The sequence below is a fragment of the Georgenia sp. H159 genome (assembly GCF_035607575.1).
In the GTDB taxonomy this organism is placed as follows: Bacteria; Actinomycetota; Actinomycetes; order Actinomycetales; family Actinomycetaceae; genus Oceanitalea.
In genome coordinates this window covers 310,952-328,445 of record NZ_JAYDZY010000006.1, presented here as the reverse complement: position 1 = coordinate 328,445, position 17,494 = coordinate 310,952, and the positions used below count along the sequence as shown (strand labels likewise).

At 71.5% G+C, this 17,494-nt stretch carries 14 protein-coding genes; 7 read left to right on the top strand and 7 right to left on the bottom strand.

Features of this window, described 5'->3' with window-relative positions; translation table 11 throughout:
* Positions 1-6 precede the first annotated feature (6 nt).
* Positions 7-978, bottom strand: a complete 972-nt coding sequence (locus VR894_RS09760) for a metal ABC transporter substrate-binding protein (RefSeq protein ID WP_324651189.1) — start codon at positions 976-978, stop codon at positions 7-9.
* Between the two features lie 218 nt (positions 979-1,196).
* Between VR894_RS09760 and VR894_RS09755 the strand changes: the two genes are divergently transcribed.
* Positions 1,197-2,585, top strand: a complete 1,389-nt coding sequence (locus tag VR894_RS09755; RefSeq protein ID WP_324651188.1) for a glycine--tRNA ligase — start codon at positions 1,197-1,199, stop codon at positions 2,583-2,585.
* 97 nt (positions 2,586-2,682) lie between these two features.
* On the opposite strand, the gene VR894_RS09750 is transcribed toward VR894_RS09755, so the two are convergent.
* Complete coding sequence (locus tag VR894_RS09750; RefSeq protein ID WP_324651187.1) at positions 2,683-3,537, bottom strand: universal stress protein; 855 nt, start codon at positions 3,535-3,537, stop codon at positions 2,683-2,685.
* A 172-nt stretch (positions 3,538-3,709) separates the two neighbouring features.
* Between VR894_RS09750 and VR894_RS09745 the strand changes: the two genes are divergently transcribed.
* Complete coding sequence (locus tag VR894_RS09745; RefSeq protein WP_324651186.1) at positions 3,710-4,003, top strand: hypothetical protein; 294 nt, start codon at positions 3,710-3,712, stop codon at positions 4,001-4,003.
* 17 nt (positions 4,004-4,020) lie between these two features.
* On the opposite strand, the gene VR894_RS09740 is transcribed toward VR894_RS09745, so the two are convergent.
* Positions 4,021-5,001 (bottom strand): magnesium transporter, encoded by a 981-nt coding sequence (locus VR894_RS09740; protein ID WP_324651185.1) that lies wholly within the window; start codon positions 4,999-5,001, stop codon positions 4,021-4,023.
* Between the two features lie 212 nt (positions 5,002-5,213).
* Between VR894_RS09740 and VR894_RS09735 the strand changes: the two genes are divergently transcribed.
* The 3 genes from VR894_RS09735 (at position 5,214) to dusB (ending at position 9,223) form a co-directional block, all read left to right on the top strand.
* The gene (locus tag VR894_RS09735) at positions 5,214-6,542 is read left to right on the top strand and encodes a DUF2254 domain-containing protein (protein ID WP_324651184.1); all 1,329 of its coding nucleotides are present in this window, start codon (positions 5,214-5,216) and stop codon (positions 6,540-6,542) included.
* 123 nt (positions 6,543-6,665) lie between these two features.
* Complete coding sequence (locus tag VR894_RS09730) at positions 6,666-7,910, top strand: YibE/F family protein (RefSeq protein WP_324651183.1); 1,245 nt, start codon at positions 6,666-6,668, stop codon at positions 7,908-7,910.
* A 47-nt stretch (positions 7,911-7,957) separates the two neighbouring features.
* Positions 7,958-9,223 carry a tRNA dihydrouridine synthase DusB gene (gene dusB / locus VR894_RS09725; RefSeq protein WP_416380832.1) on the top strand — a complete coding sequence of 422 codons (1,266 nt, stop codon included), beginning with the start codon at positions 7,958-7,960 and terminating at the stop codon, positions 9,221-9,223.
* A gap of 255 nt (positions 9,224-9,478) precedes the next feature.
* Here the strand turns inward: dusB and VR894_RS09720 are convergent, their stop codons facing one another.
* From VR894_RS09720 to VR894_RS09705, 4 genes are all read right to left on the bottom strand, one after another.
* Entirely contained in the window at positions 9,479-10,306 is an 828-nt protein-coding gene (locus tag VR894_RS09720; protein ID WP_324651181.1) for an ABC transporter permease, read from the bottom strand.
* Positions 10,303-11,295: an ATP-binding cassette domain-containing protein gene (locus VR894_RS09715; protein ID WP_324651180.1), complete on the bottom strand. Its 993-nt coding sequence runs from the start codon at positions 11,293-11,295 to the stop codon at positions 10,303-10,305. Before VR894_RS09715 ends, VR894_RS09720 begins: the two co-directional genes overlap by 4 nt.
* 207 nt (positions 11,296-11,502) lie before the next feature.
* The gene (locus tag VR894_RS09710; protein WP_324651179.1) at positions 11,503-13,254 is read right to left on the bottom strand and encodes a glycoside hydrolase family 13 protein; all 1,752 of its coding nucleotides are present in this window, start codon (positions 13,252-13,254) and stop codon (positions 11,503-11,505) included.
* Positions 13,255-13,338: 84 nt separating this feature from the next.
* Complete coding sequence (locus VR894_RS09705; RefSeq protein WP_324651178.1) at positions 13,339-14,361, bottom strand: LacI family DNA-binding transcriptional regulator; 1,023 nt, start codon at positions 14,359-14,361, stop codon at positions 13,339-13,341.
* A 177-nt stretch (positions 14,362-14,538) separates the two neighbouring features.
* On the opposite strand from VR894_RS09705, the gene VR894_RS09700 reads away from it, so the two are divergent.
* Together VR894_RS09700 and VR894_RS09695 are read left to right on the top strand one after the other, a co-directional pair.
* Positions 14,539-15,792, top strand: a complete 1,254-nt coding sequence (locus tag VR894_RS09700; RefSeq protein ID WP_324651177.1) for a sugar ABC transporter substrate-binding protein — start codon at positions 14,539-14,541, stop codon at positions 15,790-15,792.
* Between the two features lie 112 nt (positions 15,793-15,904).
* The gene (locus VR894_RS09695) at positions 15,905-17,494 is read left to right on the top strand and encodes an ABC transporter permease subunit (RefSeq protein ID WP_324651176.1); all 1,590 of its coding nucleotides are present in this window, start codon (positions 15,905-15,907) and stop codon (positions 17,492-17,494) included.

Genomic DNA, 17,494 nt, shown 5'->3' with positions numbered 1-17,494 from the left:
GTGCGGTCATGCCGTGCATCCCAGGGCCGTCTGCAGGGCGCCGAGGTTGGCGCGCATGACGTCGAGGTAGTCCGCGCCCTCGTCCTGCTGGTTCTCCAGCGGGTCGAGCACCGCCGTCCGCAGCCCGAGGTCCTGCGCGAGGGCCTCGCTGACGGCCGGGCTGAGCAGCGACTCGACGAAGATCGTGTCGACGTCGTGCTCGGCGACGACGTCGGCGATCTCGGCGAGCCGCGCGGGGGAGGGCTCGGAGTCGGGGTCGATCCCGGACAGGCCCTCCTGCCGCAGTCCGTGGTCGGCGGTGAGGTAGCCGTAGGCCTCGTGGGCGACGACGATCGTGTCGCGCTCGCAGGAGGCGAGCCCGGCGTCGAGCTCGTCGTCGAGCGCCCCCAGCTCGGCGACGAGGGTGTCGGCGTTCGCCCGGTAGGCGGCGGCGCCGTCGGGGTCGAGGTCGGCGAGCTCGTCGGCCAGCGCCTGGGCAACCTCGGCGAGCCGCGCAGGGTCGAGCCAGAAGTGCGCGTCCACCGGCTCGGAGCCGGTCGCGGTCTCGTCGGCGTGCTCGTCACCGGCGTGCTCGTCGTCGTGGTCGTGCCCGGTCTGTCCGGTGGTGAGGAGCTCGGTGTGCTCGGCGGCGTCGAAGGCGGGCACCCCCGTGACGTCGACGGCCTCGTCGACGGCGGTCTGGAAGCCGGCGAGGTAGACGACGAGTCCGGCCTCGGCCATGTCCGCGACGGTCCGCGGGGCCAGCTCGACCGTGTGCGGGTCGACACCCGGCGGCGTGAGCGAGGAGACGGTCAGCCGGTCGCCGCCGATCTCCTCGGTGACGTACTGCAGGGGGTAGAAGCTGGTGAGCACGGTGGGGGCGGTGCCGTCCCCACCCGCCGTCGCGCCGTCGTCGCCGTCGTCGGCCTGGAAGGCGGCGCACCCACCGAGGGCGAGGGCGGCGACGACGAGTGCGGGCAGTGCGCGGGAGCGGCTCATGAGACCGATTCTCAAGTGGAGTGAGAATCATTGTCAACTCGACGGCCGTGGGTGGTCGCCGACGGCATGCGTGCGCCACGGGTCCGCGCTCGCGAGGCCGCCTGCCCGAGGCGCCCAGCGGGGCAGGTAGGTTAGTGCGGTGCTCGCACCAGCCAGGTGCGGGACTGCCCAGTTCGCACCAAGCCAGGTGCGGGCCAACCGAGACTGGAGTGATTGACGTGGCCGCAGCGCCTTCCCGACTGGATTCCGTGATCAACCTCGCCAAGCGGCGAGGTTTCGTCTTCCCCAGTGGGGAGATCTACGGCGGCACCCGGTCCGCGTGGGACTACGGGCCCCTGGGTGTCGAGCTCAAGGAGAACATCAAGAGGCAGTGGTGGCGCACCATGGTCCAGGCGCGTGAGGACGTCGTCGGCCTGGACTCCTCGATCATCCTGCCCCGCCAGGTGTGGGTCGCATCCGGGCACGTCGGGGTGTTCACCGACCCGCTCACCGAGTGCCTCTCCTGCCACAAGCGCTTCCGCGCCGACCAGATGATCGAGGAGTTCGAGGAGAAGAAGGGCCGCGCACCCGAGGGTGAGCTGGCCGAGATCTCCTGCCCGAACTGCGGGACCCGCGGCAAGTGGACCGAGCCGCGCGACTTCAACATGATGCTCAAGACCTACCTCGGCGCGGTCGAGGACGAGTCCGGGCTGCACTACCTGCGTCCCGAGACCGCCCAGGGCATCTTCGTGAACTTCGGCCAGGTGATGACGGCTTCGCGCAAGAAGCCCCCGTTCGGCATCGCGCAGATCGGCAAGTCCTTCCGCAACGAGATCACCCCCGGCAACTTCATCTTCCGCACGCGGGAGTTCGAGCAGATGGAGATGGAGTTCTTCGTCGAGCCCGGCACCGACGCCGAGTGGCACCAGTACTGGATCGACGCCCGCACGGACTGGTACGTCGATCTCGGCGTCACGCGCGAGAACCTGCGTCTCTACGAGCACCCGCAGGAGAAGCTGTCCCACTACTCCACGCGCACCGTGGACATCGAGTACCGCTTCGGCTTCTCCGGCAGCGAGTGGGGTGAGCTCGAGGGCATCGCCAACCGCACCGACTTCGATCTCAAGACCCACACCGAGCACTCCGGGCAGGACCTGTCCTACTTCGACCAGGGCAAGAACGAGCGCTGGGTGCCCTATGTCATCGAGCCGGCAGCGGGCCTCACCCGCTCGCTCATGGCGTTCCTCGTCGAGGCCTACACCGAGGACGAGGCCCCCAACGCCAAGGGCGGGGTCGACAAGCGCACCGTGCTACGGCTCGACCCGCGGCTCGCGCCCGTCAAGGCCGCGGTCCTGCCGCTGTCCCGCAACGAGCAGCTCTCCCCGGTGGCGCGCGACCTGGCCGCCGAGCTGCGCAAGTACTGGAACGTCGACTTCGACGACGCCGGTGCGGTCGGCCGCCGTTACCGTCGCCAGGACGAGATCGGCACCCCGTACTGCGTCACGGTCGACTTCGACACCCTCGAGGACCAGGCCGTGACCATCCGTGACCGCGACACCATGGCCCAGGAGCGCGTCGCGCTCAGCCAGGTCCAGGGCTACCTCGCGCAGCGGCTCGTCGGCGCCTGACCTGGGCATCCTCGCCCACCGGGCGTGACGGCCGTGCCGTTGCGCCCGGTGGTCCCGCCCATGCCCCCCGGTGCGGTGTGACGGGGGCAGCCGCACGTCACCGGACGCGGACGACGGCGACGACAGGGCACTCGTGCAGCACTCCGTGCGCCACCGACCCGAGGCACAAGCCGGCCAGCGTGGAACGGCCCCGGCTGCCGACGACGAGGAGGCTCGCGTCAGCACTCTCGGCGGTGAGCGCCTCGACGGGGTGACGGGCGACCTCTCGGACGTCCACCGCCACCTCGGGGTAGCGGACGGCCCAGTCCTCGGCCAGCTCCGCCAGCGCCATGGCCTGCTGCTCGGCGGCCGCAGACAGGGCACGCCGCAGCCGGGGGTCTCCGAGGCCGTCGCCGCGAACGTGTCGCGCATGCACGAGTCGGACGCCGACGGCCAGCCGGGAGGCCTGGGTGAACCCGAACTCCACGACGCGGAGGTCGGTGTGACCGGGGTCGACGCCGACGACGACCGGCCCGTCGGGTACCGCCTCCGTGTCCCGGACGACGACCACGACGCCGTGCGCGCGAGCCGCGACCTTCTGCGACACCGACCCGAGCAGCCGACCGGAGATCCGGCCGAGCCCGCGTCCACCGACCACGACGGCGCTCGCGTGGTGCGGTGCCCGAACGAGCGCCACGGCCGGGTCCTCGAGGAGGATCTCGCTCGTCACCTCGAGCTGGGGGTGACGCTCCCGTGCACGCGCGCGGCAGCGTTCGACGGTGTCGGTCCCGAGCTCGTCCACGTCGATCTCGGGGCCGACCCCCAGGCCCTCGGCCTGCAGCGGGAAGCAGTGCAGCACGTGCAGACCGCACCCGGTCGCGGCCGCCTCCTCCGCAGCCCAGTCGACGGCTCGGCCGTCCTTCTCCGAGCCGTCCACGCCGACGACCACAGCCTCGTCGGGTTGCTGCGCCATGGCGACCTCCTCGTCCCGTGCAGAGGATGACATCCCGGCCGGGCGGGGGCAACGGTGGTCGCCCGGCAGCCGCGGCTGCAGCCGCACGGACAGGACCTTGACCCCTTGTGCGGGCCCACGCGGAGGCGAAGGCTGGAACCCCTCAGCTGCCCGACCTCAGGAGGGACCTCGCATGACCACCTCACGCAGAGCCTGGGCGGTGACCGTCCTCGCTGTCGCCTGTGTGCTCGCCCTGGGGGCCTGTGCCGCAGGCACGAACGTCGAGGAAGGGCCCGGCGGCTACGGCTTCTGGTACGGACTGTGGCACGGCATCATCCTGCCGGTCACCTTCGTCGTCTCGCTGTTCACCGACACGGTGAGCATCTATGACGTGGAGAACAACGGGAACTGGTACGACGCCGGTTTCGTCCTGGGCCTGGCGCTCTTCTCCGGCCCGGCGATGGCGCTGCGCGGCCGGAGCGGCTGACCGGCGGTCGGCCCCGTTCACAGGACGACCACGGTGGCGACGGCCAGGTAGATGGCCACGGTGAGGACGTCCTGGATGACCGTGGCCAACGGCCCGGCACCGAAGGCGGGGTCCTTGCCCAGGCGCTGGATCAACCACGGCAGGGCGAGTGCGATGACGCTCGCCAGGGACGACGCGGCCAGCAGGGCGATCGCCACGGCGGTCGCGACGTGCCAGTCACCCCACAGGGTGCCCACCAGCGGCAGCGCGAGCGCACCGAGGATGAGGCCGAGAAGCAGTCCGGTGACGATCTCCCGCAGAGCCACCCGGTGCAGCCGGATGCCGAGGGAGAGCCCTCGGATGACGAGCGTCTCGGTCTGGGTCCCGACGGCGTCGGCCATGTAGACGACGCCCGGGACGAAGTAGGCGATGAGCACCTCCTCGGCGAGCTGCTCCTCGAATCGACCGACCACCCCGGCGGCAACCAGCGCGCCGACGAGCCCGAGGAGCAGCCAGGGCAGCCGGTGACCGAGCCGTCGGAGCACCGGTTCCACGGTGGTCGTCTGGGCCGCCGACGCCGAGCTCGTGAACCCACCGATCCGCACCATGTCCTCGTCGTGCTCCTCGAGAAGCACACCGAGCAGCGCGGTGGCGGGCACGAGTCCGATGAACCGGCCGCCGTCGTCGGTCACGGCAAGCGTGGGTTCCTCGTGCTGGACAGCCAGCCACGCCGCACGCTCCTGGTCGGTTCCCGGCCCGACGACCGGAGGGTGGACGTCCATGATCTCGACGACGGGGGTCGTGGACGGCTCCGCGAGCATCCGTTCGAGCGCAACGAGGCCGAGCAGGTGGTCCTCCTCGACGACGGCGACCACGGCGGCGCTGTCGTAGCTGCACCCCCGCATCCGGTCGAGCACCGCCGTGACCGTGTCGTCGGGACCCGCGAGGGGCACGTTGCGGGAGACGTGACTCGCTGCCGTGCGCAGTGTGGTCTCCGGGGGAGTGTCGACGTCGACCATCGTGCACCTCTCGCAGACGGCGCTTGAGAACAAGGGGGACAACGGCACAATCGTCTCTCGCGGCCCACGCCCCGTGCTCGGTTTCCGCCACCCGATGCTGTGCCGCGACGGGGTCAGCGGCTCGAGACGGGATCGCCCGCTGTCCGGCTCCGGCCGCGGGTGGTGACCGCGTTAGCCCGGGCGCGCGAGGGAGGACCTGACAGGCTGGGGCAGTGACTGCACTGCAACGCCTCCGCGAGCGTTTCTGGTTCCTTCCCGCCGTCCTGTGCCTGCTGGCCGTGGTGGTGGCCGAGCTGCTCATCTGGGTGGACCGCACCGTCGAGCTGTCCATGCCCGGCTGGGCCGAGGTCCTGCTCTACCGGGTGGGGGAGAGCGGCAGCCGCGACATCCTCGGGGCGATCGCCGGTTCGTCCCTGGCCGTCGCGGGCACGACCTTCTCGATCACGATGGCGGTCCTGGCGCTCACCTCCTCCAGCTACGGGCCCCGGCTGATCCGCAACTTCATGACCGACCGGGGCAACCAGGCCGTGCTCGGCGTCTACGTCGCCACCTTCCTCTACGCGCTGCTCGTGCTGCGGTCGGTCCGCGCCATCGGGGACCCCGGCGACCCGGAGGCCGAGGTGTTCGTGCCGCACCTGGCGGTGAACTTCGCGGTGCTGCTGGCCGTGCTGAACGTCGTCGTGCTCATCTACTTCATCCACCACATCTCCGACTCGATCCAGATCTCCACGATCGCCCGGCGGGTGCGCAACGAGCTGCACCGGACGATCGAGCGGCTCTACCCCGAGGACGTGGGCCGCGACGAGCGCGAGGTCGACGGCGACGACTCCCTGCCGGACCGGCTCGAGGAGGAGGGCGTCCCGGTGCACGCCACCCGGCCCGGGTACGTCACCTCGGTGCGGGACGAGGACCTGCTCGCGACGGCCGAGGAGGCCGGCGTCCTGGTGAGCCTGTCGGTGCACCCGGGGCGCTACGTGCTGGAGGGCAGCGTGCTGGCCCTCGTCCACCCACCCGGCGAGGTGGGGGACGACCTGCTCGACGCGGTCCGCTCGGAGATCACCGTGAGCGACGCCCGCAGCCCCTACCAGGACATCTCGTTCGCGGTGCAGCAGCTGACCGAGCTGGCGGTGCGCGCGCTGTCACCCGGCACCAACGACCCGTTCACGGCGATCAACGCCCTGGACGACCTGTCCTCCGGCCTGTCGCTGCTCGCGCAGCGGGAGATGCCGTCCACCCACCGCTACGACTCGGCCGGCGTCCTGCGGGTGCACGCCCCGTACGTCGGGGCGGTCACGCTCACCTCCGAGGTGCTCGACAACGTCCGCTGGTACGCGGCCACCTCCCCGGCCGTGATGTACGCCGCGCTCACCCTGGTCCGCCGGGTCGGCCGCAGCGCCGCTCACCGCGCGGTCCGCGCCCGGCTGCTCACCCAGGTGAGGCTGCTCGAGGAGGCCTTCGAGCGCGCGGACCACCAGGAGCACGACGTCGAGGAGTTCGGTGCCAGGGCACGGGAGGCGGTGCGGGAGCTCACCCGGGTGTGACCCGTCCGCCGGCGACGTGTCGCACCGGGCCCGGCCCGGCCCCGTGGCTACTGTGGAGCGGGGCACCGTCCTGCCCGGGCGGCGTCGTGTCGCTGCCCACGCCCGCCGAACCGGAGTGATCACGTGGCCCTTGCGCCGTCCGTCCACGTCCACGACTCGGGTTCCGAGATCCCGCCGGAGCAGGCGCGCCGGGCACGCATCGTGCTCGCCGCGCTCGTCGTGCCGCTCCTCCTCGCGACCCTCGCCGGGCTGCTGTGGCTGTGGCCCACGGGGCAGAGCCCGGTCGGGTCCCAGCAGCTCCTCGCCGACGGCATGTCGATCGAGACGGCGGAGATCGTCGAGGTCACCGGGGAGCAGGGCGCCGAGGTCCGCGCCGAGCTGCTCACCGGGGTCGGGGAGGGGCAGGTCATCCCGGTCCAGGTGCCGCCCGAGGTGCTGGACAACGGCGCCGACGTCGGTGACCGCGTCCGCCTGCTCTTCTCCACGTCCGCCCTCGGCTCGGGCGTCCCCTACATCTTCTGGGACTTCGAGCGCACGGTGCCGGTGGCGTGGCTGGCAGTCCTCTACGCCGTCGTCGTCCTCCTCGTGGCCCGCTGGCGCGGCCTGGCGGCGATGGCGGGGCTCGCCGCCTCGCTCGCCGTCGTCGTCGTGTTCGTGCTTCCCGCGCTCATGACGGGAGCCCCACCGCTCGCCGTCGCGCTCGTCGGGGGCAGCGCGATGATGTTCTTCTCGGTCTACCTCGCCCACGGCCTGTCCATCCGGACGACGACGGCGCTCCTCGGGACATTCATCGGGCTCGCCGTGACCACGGGGCTGGCGATGTGGGGCACCCGGGCCGCGAACCTCACGGGCGCCACGTCGGACACCTCGCTCATGCTCCAGGGCACCTTCCCCGGCCTGCGGCTGCAGGACCTGCTGCTGTGCGGCATCGTCATCGCCGGGCTCGGTGCCCTCAACGACGTGACGATCACCCAGGCCTCGGCCGTGTGGGAGCTGCACGCCGCGGACAGCACCATGCCGCGGCGCCGGCTGTGGCTCGGTGGGATGCGGATCGGCCGGGACCACATCGCCTCCACCGTCTACACCCTCGCCTTCGCCTACGTCGGCACCGCGCTGCCGGTGCTCCTCATGGCCGCGTCCTACGACCGCGCGTTCGTCGACACGCTCATGGCGGGGGAGATCGCCGAGGAGGTCGTGCGGACCCTCGTCTCCTCCGTCGGGCTCGTGCTGGCCATCCCCGCGACGACGGCGATCGCCGCGGCCCTCGTGCGCACGAGCGCCGGCCGCGGGCCACTCCTCGCCGCTCGCCCGGCTCGCCCGGCTCCCCGGGTGTCCTCTGAGCTCCCCCCGCGCCGCGCCTCGGAGTGAGGAGATCCGGGGAGGTCGGCGACCGGCGCGCGCCGTGGGCGACCGGCGTGACGGCGCCCACGGTGACGGGGCCGGGCGGCTCGGGCGACAATGGGCCGGTGAGTGAGCTGCGGATCGGACCCATCACGGTCGGGAGCCCGGTGGTGCTGGCCCCGATGGCCGGTGTCACCAACCCGCCCTTCCGTCGCCTGTGCCGTGAGGCCGGTCTCGCGGCGCTCGACGACGACGCCCGCGCCACCGCGCGGCCCGGGCAGCACGCCCCGGCCGGGCTCTACGTCACCGAGATGGTGACCTCCCGTGCGCTGGTCGAGCGCAACCCCGAGACGATGCGGATGGTCGACCCCGACCCGCAGGAGCCGGTGCGCTCGGTGCAGCTGTACGGCGTCGATCCCGTGACGGTGTCGGCGGCCGTGCGGCTCCTCGTCGAGGAGGACCGCGCCGACCACGTCGACCTCAACTTCGGCTGCCCCGTGCCCAAGGTGACCCGTAAGGGCGGGGGAGCGGCGCTGCCGTGGAAGCGGGACCTCTTCGAGGCGATCGTCAGCGGTGCCGTCGACGCCGCCCGGCAGGGCGGGCGCCACCGCGACCGTGAGGTGCCGGTGACCGTCAAGATGCGCATGGGCATCGACGACGACCACCTCACCTACCTCGATGCCGGCCGCATCGCCGAGAACGCCGGCGTCTCCGCCGTCGCCCTGCACGCCCGCACCGCCGCCCAGCACTACTCCGGCGAGGCGCGGTGGGAGACCATCGCCCGCCTCAAGGAGGCGGTGCGCAGCGTGCCGGTGCTCGGCAACGGTGACATCTGGTCGGCCGAGGACGCCGTGGAGATGGTCGAGCAGACGGGGTGCGACGGCGTCGTCGTCGGCCGCGGGTGCCAGGGGCGTCCGTGGCTGTTCACCGACCTCGTCGCCGGGTTCGCCGGCTCGCAGCTGCGGGTGCGACCCGGGCTGGCCGAGGTCGCCGTCGTGATCCGACGCCACGCCGAGCTCATGGTCGAGTACTTCGAGAACGAGACCAAGGCGCTGCGCGAGCTGCGCAAGCACATGGCGTGGTACCTCAAGGGCTACGTCGTCGGGGGAGAGGCCCGGCGCCAGCTCGGCCTGGTGAGCACCCTCGCCGAGCTCGACGAGCGGCTCGCCGCCCTCGACCTGACCCAGCCCTACCCCGGCGAGGGTGCCGAGGGCCCGCGCGGTCGTGCCGGGTCGCCGCGCACGCCCCACCTGCCCGAGGCGTGGCTGGAGAGCCAGGACATCGACGAGCGCCTGCGTCAGCTCCTCACCGAGGCCGAGCTCTCCATCAGCGGCGGCTGACCCGCCCGACCTCCTCCGCCGCCACCCCCCACCTGGCGCCGAGAGCGGAGTTGTTGCGGCGGCTCGTGCACAACAACTCCGCTGTCGGCGCCGAGGGATGGGTGCGAGGCGGGGGCTGGCGCCCGTGCCGGCGCCGGCACCGGCGCCGCCACCGGCACCCCCCCTTCGCCGAGAGCGGGGTTGTTGCGGCGGCTCGCGCGCAACAACCCCGCTCTCGGCGCGAAGGGGGAGGGGTGGGCGCGAGGGGATGGGGCGTCAGCTGCGGGTGCGGTAGATGCGCATGGTGATCGGTGCGAACACCGCGGTGAGCACCGCCGAGGCGACGAGCACCCACGCGACGTCGGAGAACGTCCCCCCGCCGCCCATGAGACCGCGCACCGCCGTCACCAGGTGGCTCACCGGGTTGAGCTCGACGACGGTCTGCAGCACCGAGGGCATCGTGCGCGGGTCGACGAAGATGTTCGACGCGAAGGTCAGCGGCATGAGGACCAGCATCGACACGCCCATGACGGCGTTCGGGCTGCGCATGAGCAGACCCAGGATGGTGAAGATCCAGCTGAGCGAGAACGCGAAGACCAGCAGGAGGAGGAGCGCCAGCACGACGCCGGTCGCCCCGCCCTGCGGCCGGTAGCCGAGGAGCAGGCCGAGCACCAGGGTGACGCAGGAGGCGATGGTGTACCGCACCGTGTCCCCCAGGAGCGCCCCGACGATCGGTGCGGGCCGCCAGATCGGCAGCGAGCGGAAGCGGTCGAAGACGCCCTTGGTGATGTCGGTGTTGAGCGTGAAACCGGTGTAGACACTGACGACGAGCACGGTCTGCACCATGATCCCGGGGAGCAGGAACTGCAGGTAGGTGCGGGTGTCCCCGGCGATCGCCCCACCGAAGAGGTAGGTGAACATCAGGGTGAAGATAACGGGCGTGAGCGTCACGTCGAAGAGCTGCTCGGGAACGTGCTTGATCTTCAGCAGCGCCCGGTGGGCGAAGGTGAGGGTGGTGCTGACGGCGGAGGCCCGGTCGGGCCTGTCGGTGACGGCGACGGCCTCACGCAGCGCGGTGTTGGAGCCGATGTCGAGGGACCTCATGAGGTGGCCTCCGCTGTGCTGTGCTGGTGGTCGGACGTCTCGTCGGGCGGGTTGCCCGTGAGCGCGAGGAAGACCTCGTCCAGGCTCGGCTGGCCGAGGCTGAACTCAGGCACGTCGATGCCGGCGGCGTGCAGCGCCGTCAGCGCGCGGGCCGGGGAGTCGGGCGCCTCCTCGGGCACGCGGGCGGAGAGCCCGAGCCCGTCGGGGAGCTCGGTCACCGGGGTGCCGAGCACGTCGCCGAGGACGGCGCTCGCGGCGTCCCGCTGGGACCGCTCGGCCAGCCGGAGGGTCACCGTCCCCGTCCCCACGGAGGCCTTGAGCTGTGGCGCGGTGCCCTCGGCGATGAGCTTGCCGTGGTCGATGACGGCGATGCGGTCGGCGAGCTGGTCGGCCTCGTCGAGGTACTGGGTGGTGAGCAGGACGGTCGTCCCCTCCGCGACGAGCAGCCGGACGATGTCCCACACCTGGTTGCGGCTGCGCGGGTCCAGCCCGGTGGTCGGCTCGTCGAGGTACAGGACCTGAGGGCTCATCACCAGGCTGGCGGCGAGGTCGATGCGCCGCCGCATGCCCCCGGAGTACGTCTTCACGGCCTTGCCGGCGGCCTCACTGAGGTCGAAGGCGCCGAGCAAGTCCGCCGCCCGCCGCTTGGCGCGCGCGCCGCTGAAGCCGTAGAGGCGGGCCAGCAGCATGAGGTTCTCGGCGCCGGTGAGGTCCTCGTCGACCGAGGCGTACTGGCCGGTGAGACCCACGCTCGTGCGGACGGCGTCGGCGTCGGTGCGGATGTCGTGGCCCAGGACGCGGGCGGTGCCGGCATCGGGCGCGAGGAGGGTGGCGAGCATCCGCACGACCGTCGTCTTGCCGGCGCCGTTGGGTCCGAGGAGGCCGAAGACGGTGCCGCGCTGGACGGTGAGGTCGACGCCGTCGACGGCGGTCGTGTCCCCGAATCGTTTGACGAGGCCCTCGGCCTCGATCGCTGGAGCAAGGTCCATGGCGGCTCCTTCCGACTGGTGTGCCGCGGGTAGAGACCGCCGCTGCGGGCAGAACTCATCGGACCGGACGAAATCTACGCCGGTGGGTGAGATGGGAGAAGCGGATATCTCGGGCGCCGTCGGGCCCGCGGACATGCCGAGAGCCGGGCTCTGGGGGAGCCCGGCTCTCGGCGTGACGGACCGGGCGAAGTGGCCCGGTCCGACGTGTCAGCTCTGCTCGCGCAGCCAGACGGTCGTGTCGGACGGGACACCGCCGTCGGTCAGCGGGCCGCTGGCGAGCAGCACCTCCGCGCCCTCGGGGAGGGTGACGGGCTCGGTGCCGAGGTTGGCGACGACGACGACGGCGGGACGGTCACTCGCCGTGTTGCGCACCGCGACGACGTCGTCCCCCGCCTCGAGCAGCTCCAGCCCGCCCTGACCGAGGCCGAGCTCGGACCGCAGGGCCAGGATGTCCCGGTAGAGCCGCAGCGTCGAGCCCTCCTGCTGCTCCTGGACGTCGGGGGCGAGCCCCGCCCACGACTCGGGCTGCGGCAGCCACGTCCGCCCAGTGGGGGAGAACCCCAGGCCCGGGGCGTCCGAGCGCCACGGCAGCGGCACCCGGCAGCCGTCGCGCCCCTTCTCCGCGTGACCGGTGCGCCACCACGCCGGGTCCTGGCGCAGCGAGTCGTCCAGGGTCGTGTGCTCGGGCAGGCCCAGCTCCTCGCCCTGGTACACGTAGGCGCTGCCGGGCAGGCCCAGCATGAGCAGCGAGGCCGCGCGGGCCCGGCGCAGGCCGAGCTCGGCGTCGGGCTGGGGGTCCTCCGCGCCGATGCCGTTGGGACCCTTGCCGGTCTCGTCCAGCCCGAGACGGGAGGCGTGCCGGACGACGTCGTGGTTCGACAGCACCCAGGTGGTCGGGGCGCCGACGGCGTCGTTCGCGGCGTAGGAGCCGGTGATCGACTCGCGCAGGGCGGCGGGGCTCCACCGCGTGACGAGGAAGTTGAAGTTGAAGGCCTGGTGCATCTCGTCCGGCCGCACGTAGAGCGCGAGCCGCTCGAGCGGCTCCACCCAGGCCTCGGCGACGAGGATGCGGTCGCCGTCGTACTCGTCGAGCACGGCGCGCCACTCGCGGTAGATCTCGTGCACGCCGTCCTGGTCGAACATGGGGCTGCGGCCGGTCTGCGCGTCGTCGCTCGCGTCGGGGACGATGACCTCGTCCTCGGCCGCGGCGAGGCCCTCCTCGACGTCGGTTCCCTCGACCATGCGGACGTGCCCGGCCCAGTCGGGCAGTCCCGGCGCCTTGACCAGGCCGTGCGCGACGTCGACCCGGAAGCCGTCGACACCCCGGTCGAGCCAGAACCGCAGGATGTTGCAGAACTCCTCGTGGACCTCCGGGTGGTCCCAGTTGAGATCCGGCTGGCTGGTGTCGAAGAGGTGGAGGTACCACTGCCCGTCGCGCTCCCACGCACTGCCCGGGGCGTCGGGCCGGTCGCTCACACGCGTCCAGGCGGAGCCCCCGAAGACGGACTGCCAGTTGTTCGGCGGCTCCTCGCCGTGCTCGCCGTTGCCCTCGCGGAACATGTAGCGCGCGCGGGCGGCCGAGCCGGGACCGTCGGCCAGCGCCTGGCGGAACCAGACGTGCTCGTCGGAGGTGTGGTTGGGCACGAGGTCGACGATGACGCGCAGCCCCAGCTCGTGGGCACGCGCGACGAGCCGGTCGGCGTCGGTCAGGGTGCCGAAGATGGGGTCGACGTCGCGGTAGTCGGCGACGTCGTAGCCCGCGTCCCGCTGCGGGGAGCGGTAGAAGGGGGAGAGCCAGACGGCGTCCACCCCGAGCCGCGCGAGGTGGTCCAGACGCTCCGTGATACCGGGGAGGTCGCCGATGCCGTCGCCGTCGGCGTCCCCGAAGGAGCGCGGGTAGACCTGGTAGATGACGGCGGTCCGCCACCACTCGGGGGCGTCGGTCGGTCGGTGGATCACCTGACCGGCCGTGGAAGACAGGGGCGCACGGGAGGAGGTCACAGGCAGTCAATCTCTCGGGTGTAGGTGCAGGTCCGCAGTACGCTACCCGCGCTCCGCGCGCGGGGCCGCCGCGGTCGAGCCGCGGACGATGAGCTCGGCGACGAAGAGCAGCTCGCTGCGCGGCGCCTGCGAGCCCTTGATCTCCGCGACGAGCGAGGTCACCGCGGCGTGGCTCATCGCGTCCACGGGCTGCCGCAGCGTCGTCAGCGGCGGGTCGGTGAACGCCATGAGAGGGGAGTCGTCGAAGCCGACGACGGAGACGTCCTCCGGGACCGACAGCCCTCGGCCCCGCGCGGCACGGACGGCGCCCAGGGCCATGAGGTCCGAGCCGCAGATGATGGCGGTGCAGCCCTGGTCGAGGAGGATGCCGGCGGCCGCCTGGCCCCCCTCGAAGGTGTAGAGGGTCGGGACGATGGGGGCGGCACCCTCGGGGACGAGCTCCGCCGTCGCCCGCTCGAAACCGGTCCGCTTGCGCTGGGCGGGGACGAAGCGGTCGGGGCCGATCGCCAGGCCGATGGTGACGTGGCCCTGGGAGACGAGATGGCGCACGGCCAGCTCCATGCTGCCGGCGTCGTCCGTGGAGAAGGCGGGAGCGTCGAGCTCCCCCGTGTAGCCGTTGACGAGCGCGAAGGGGATGGTGCGGGCCTGGAGCCGCTGGTAGCGGTCGATGTCCGCCTGGGTGTCGGCGTGGAGGCCGGAGACGAAGATGATGCCGTCCACGCCGTGGTCGAGGAGCATCTCGACGTACTGGTCCTCGGTCGTCCCGCCTGGGGACTGGGTACACAGCAGCGGGATGTAGCCGAGCGTCGACAGGACGGACTCGATCGACTGCGCGAAGGCCGGGAAGACCGGGTTGGACAGCTCCGGCACGATGAGCCCGATGAGGCCGGCCGACCGTGCACGCAGTCGCTCGGGGCGTTCGTAGCCGAGCATGTCCAGTGCGGCGAGCACCGCCTTGCGTGTCTCGCCTGCCACCTCCGGCTTGCCGTTGAGCACGCGGGAGACGGTCGCGGTGCTGACACCGGCCTGCTCGGCAACGTCAGTCAGTCTGGTGCGGCCCTGCATCACAGACTCCTCCCTCATTCTCGAGCGCTCATCGTACGTGGCTGTAAGCGTTGCCTGAAAGTTACTGTAACGTGTTGCATCCTACCCGCCGCAGACATACGCTGCGGTGAAATGGCACAGCGACGCGGCTAGGACGCCGGGATGTCGCCTCGGCCACCTGACAGAGGAGAGAAGCAGATGCGCCGAAGCATCGTCATCACCGCAGCCGCTGCCCTGACCCTGGGCCTGGCTGCGTGCGGCACCGAGGCCGAGGAGCCGGACACCGCCGCGACCGACGCCCCGACCGGCACCGCCGAGGAGACCACCGAGCCCGTCGGCGCCGGCGGCACCCTGACCATCTGGGTGGACGACACCCGCGAGGCGGCCGTGGCCGCCGCCGCGGAGGCGTTCGAGGCCGAGACCGGCGCCACCGTCGAGCTCGTGCAGAAGAACTTCGACGACATCCGACCGGACCTCCTCGCGCAGGTCCCCACCGGGGAGGGCCCCGACATCACCGTCGGCGCGCACGACTGGCTCGGCGAGCTGACGACCAACGGCGTCGTCGCACCGGTCGAGCTCGGTGACACGGCGGCGGAGTTCGAGGACGTCGCCGTCGAGGCCTTCACCTACGAGGGCCAGGTCTACGGCCTGCCCTACGCGATCGAGAACATCGCGATCTTCCGCAACGCCGAGCTGGTCGACGAGACCCCGGCGACCTTCGACGAGATGATCGCGATGGGCCAGGAGTCCGGTGCCCAGTACCCGTTCCTCGTCCAGATCACCGAGGTCGGCGACCCCTACACGATGTACCCGTTCCAGACCTCCTTCGGCGCCCCCGTCTTCGAGACGAACGAGGACGGCAGCTACACCGCCGAGCTCGCGATGGGCGGCGAGGAGGGCAACGCCTTCGCGCAGTGGCTCGCCGAGCAGGGCGCGGCCGGCACCCTGAACACCTCGTGGGAGTACGACATCGTGGTGGAGGCCTTCGCCAACGGTGAGGCTGCCTACCTCCTCGGTGGCCCGTGGATGCTGTCCTCCTTCGAGGGCATCGACGTCGCGGTGGACCCGATCCCCACGGCCGGCGGCGAGCCCGCTCAGCCGTTCACGGGCGTCCAGGGCTTCTACGTGAGCGCGCAGAGCGACAACGCGCTGCTCGCCACCGACTTCCTCGTCAACTACATGGCGACCGAGGAGGCCCAGATCGCGCTGTACGAGGCGGGCGACCGCACCCCGGCGCTCACCTCGGCGGCCGACACCGTGTCCGAGGACCCGATCGCCGCGGGCTTCCGCGAGGTCGGCGCCACCGCCGTCCCGATGCCGTCCATCCCCGAGATGGGCGAGGTCTGGAACTTCTGGGGCGTGACCGAGGGACAGATCATCGCCGGCCAGCTCGACCCGGTCGAGGGCTGGGAGAAGATGGTCTCCGACATCCAGGCCGCGATCGGCGGTTGACCACTCGGTGTGGCGCGTCCGGAGCTCTCGGGCGCGCCGCACCGCGGCTGCCTAGTTCCCAGCACCTGAACGAGCCGGAAGGCCACTGATGTCCCAGCCCCAGGCACCTCGCATGTCGACGGCCGACGGCCACGCGAAACAGCTCCGACCCCGGCGCACGCCCCACTCCAGGACGTACTCGCCCGGGTTCTTCGTCAAGGTCGCCCTCATGGCGCTCGTCAACGCGCTCGGCGTCTTCATCATCATCCAGGCGTGGGGCGTGGAGTCCTGGGGTGTGCTCGGCTCGATGCTCGCCCTGCTGGTCGTGGCGGACTACGTCTACTTCGCGCGGCGCACCCTGCCGATGAAGTACATCCTGCCCGGGCTCGCCTTCCTCCTCGTCTACCAGATCTTCACCGTCGCCTACACGGGTTACGTCGCCTTCACGAACTACGGGCAGGGCCACAACTCGACGAAGGGCGATGCGATCGAGGCGCTGCTCATCCAGAACGAGCAGCGCGTCGAGGGGTCGAGCTCCTACCCGCTCGCCGTCGTCGAGCGCGACGGGGAGCTCGGCTTCGCGGTCGTCGACGACGGCGTGGTCCGCGCCGGCACGGCGGAGGAGCCGCTGGGTGGTGTCGACGGCGCCGTCACCGACGGCGCCACGATCACCGAGGTCCCCGGCTGGGACCTGCTCGACAGGCAGGAGATCCTCACCCGGCAGGCGGAGGTCGTCGGTCTGCGCGTCCCCGTGTCCGACGACGCCGAGCAGGGCTCGATCCGGACCCAGGACGCCCGGAGCGGTTTCGTCTACCGGTCGGTCCTCGAGTACGACGAGGCCGCCGACACGATGACGAACCTCGAGACCGGTGTCGTCTACACCCCCAACGACAACGGTCAGTTCGAGGCCGCCGACGGGACGACGCTCAACGTCGGGTGGCGGGTCGCCGTGGGGTTCGACAACTTCACCACCGCCTTCGGTGACTCCCGGTACGCCGGGCCGTTCCTCCAGGTCCTCGTGTGGACCTTCGCGTTCGCGATCATCACCGTGGGGTCGACGTTCTTCCTCGGCCTGTTCTTCGCGCTCGTGCTCAACGATCCCCGCGTGCGCTTCCGCAGGATCCTGCGCGCCCTGCTGATCCTGCCGTACGCCTTCCCGGCGCTCATGTCCTACCTGCTGTGGCGGGGCATGCTCAACACCGACTTCGGCTTCGTCAACCAGGTGCTTCTCGGCGGGGCCGAGGTCCCGTGGCTCACCAACGAGTGGCTGGCGCGCGCCGTCGTCCTCGGTGTGCAGCTGTGGGTCGGCTTCCCGTACATGTTCCTCATCACCACCGGCGCGCTGCAGTCCATCCCCGAGGACGTCATGGAGGCGGCCCGCATCGACGGGGCAGGCCGCTTCCGCATCTTCCGGTCGATGACCCTGCCGCTGCTGTTCATCGCGGTCGCCCCGCTGCTCATCTCGTCCTTCGCGTTCAACTTCAACAACTTCAACGGCATCGAGATGCTCACCGAGGGCGGGCCACGCTTCCAGGACACCTCCGTGCCCGTCGGCGCGACCGACATCCTCATCACGATGGTGTACTCCGTCTCCGGGCTCGACGGCCGAGCGGCGACGAACTACGGCCTCGCCTCGGCGCTGTCGCTCATCATCTTCCTCATCGTCGCGACGATCTCGGCCCTCACGTTCCGCAAGACCCAGGCGCTGGAGGACATCAACTGA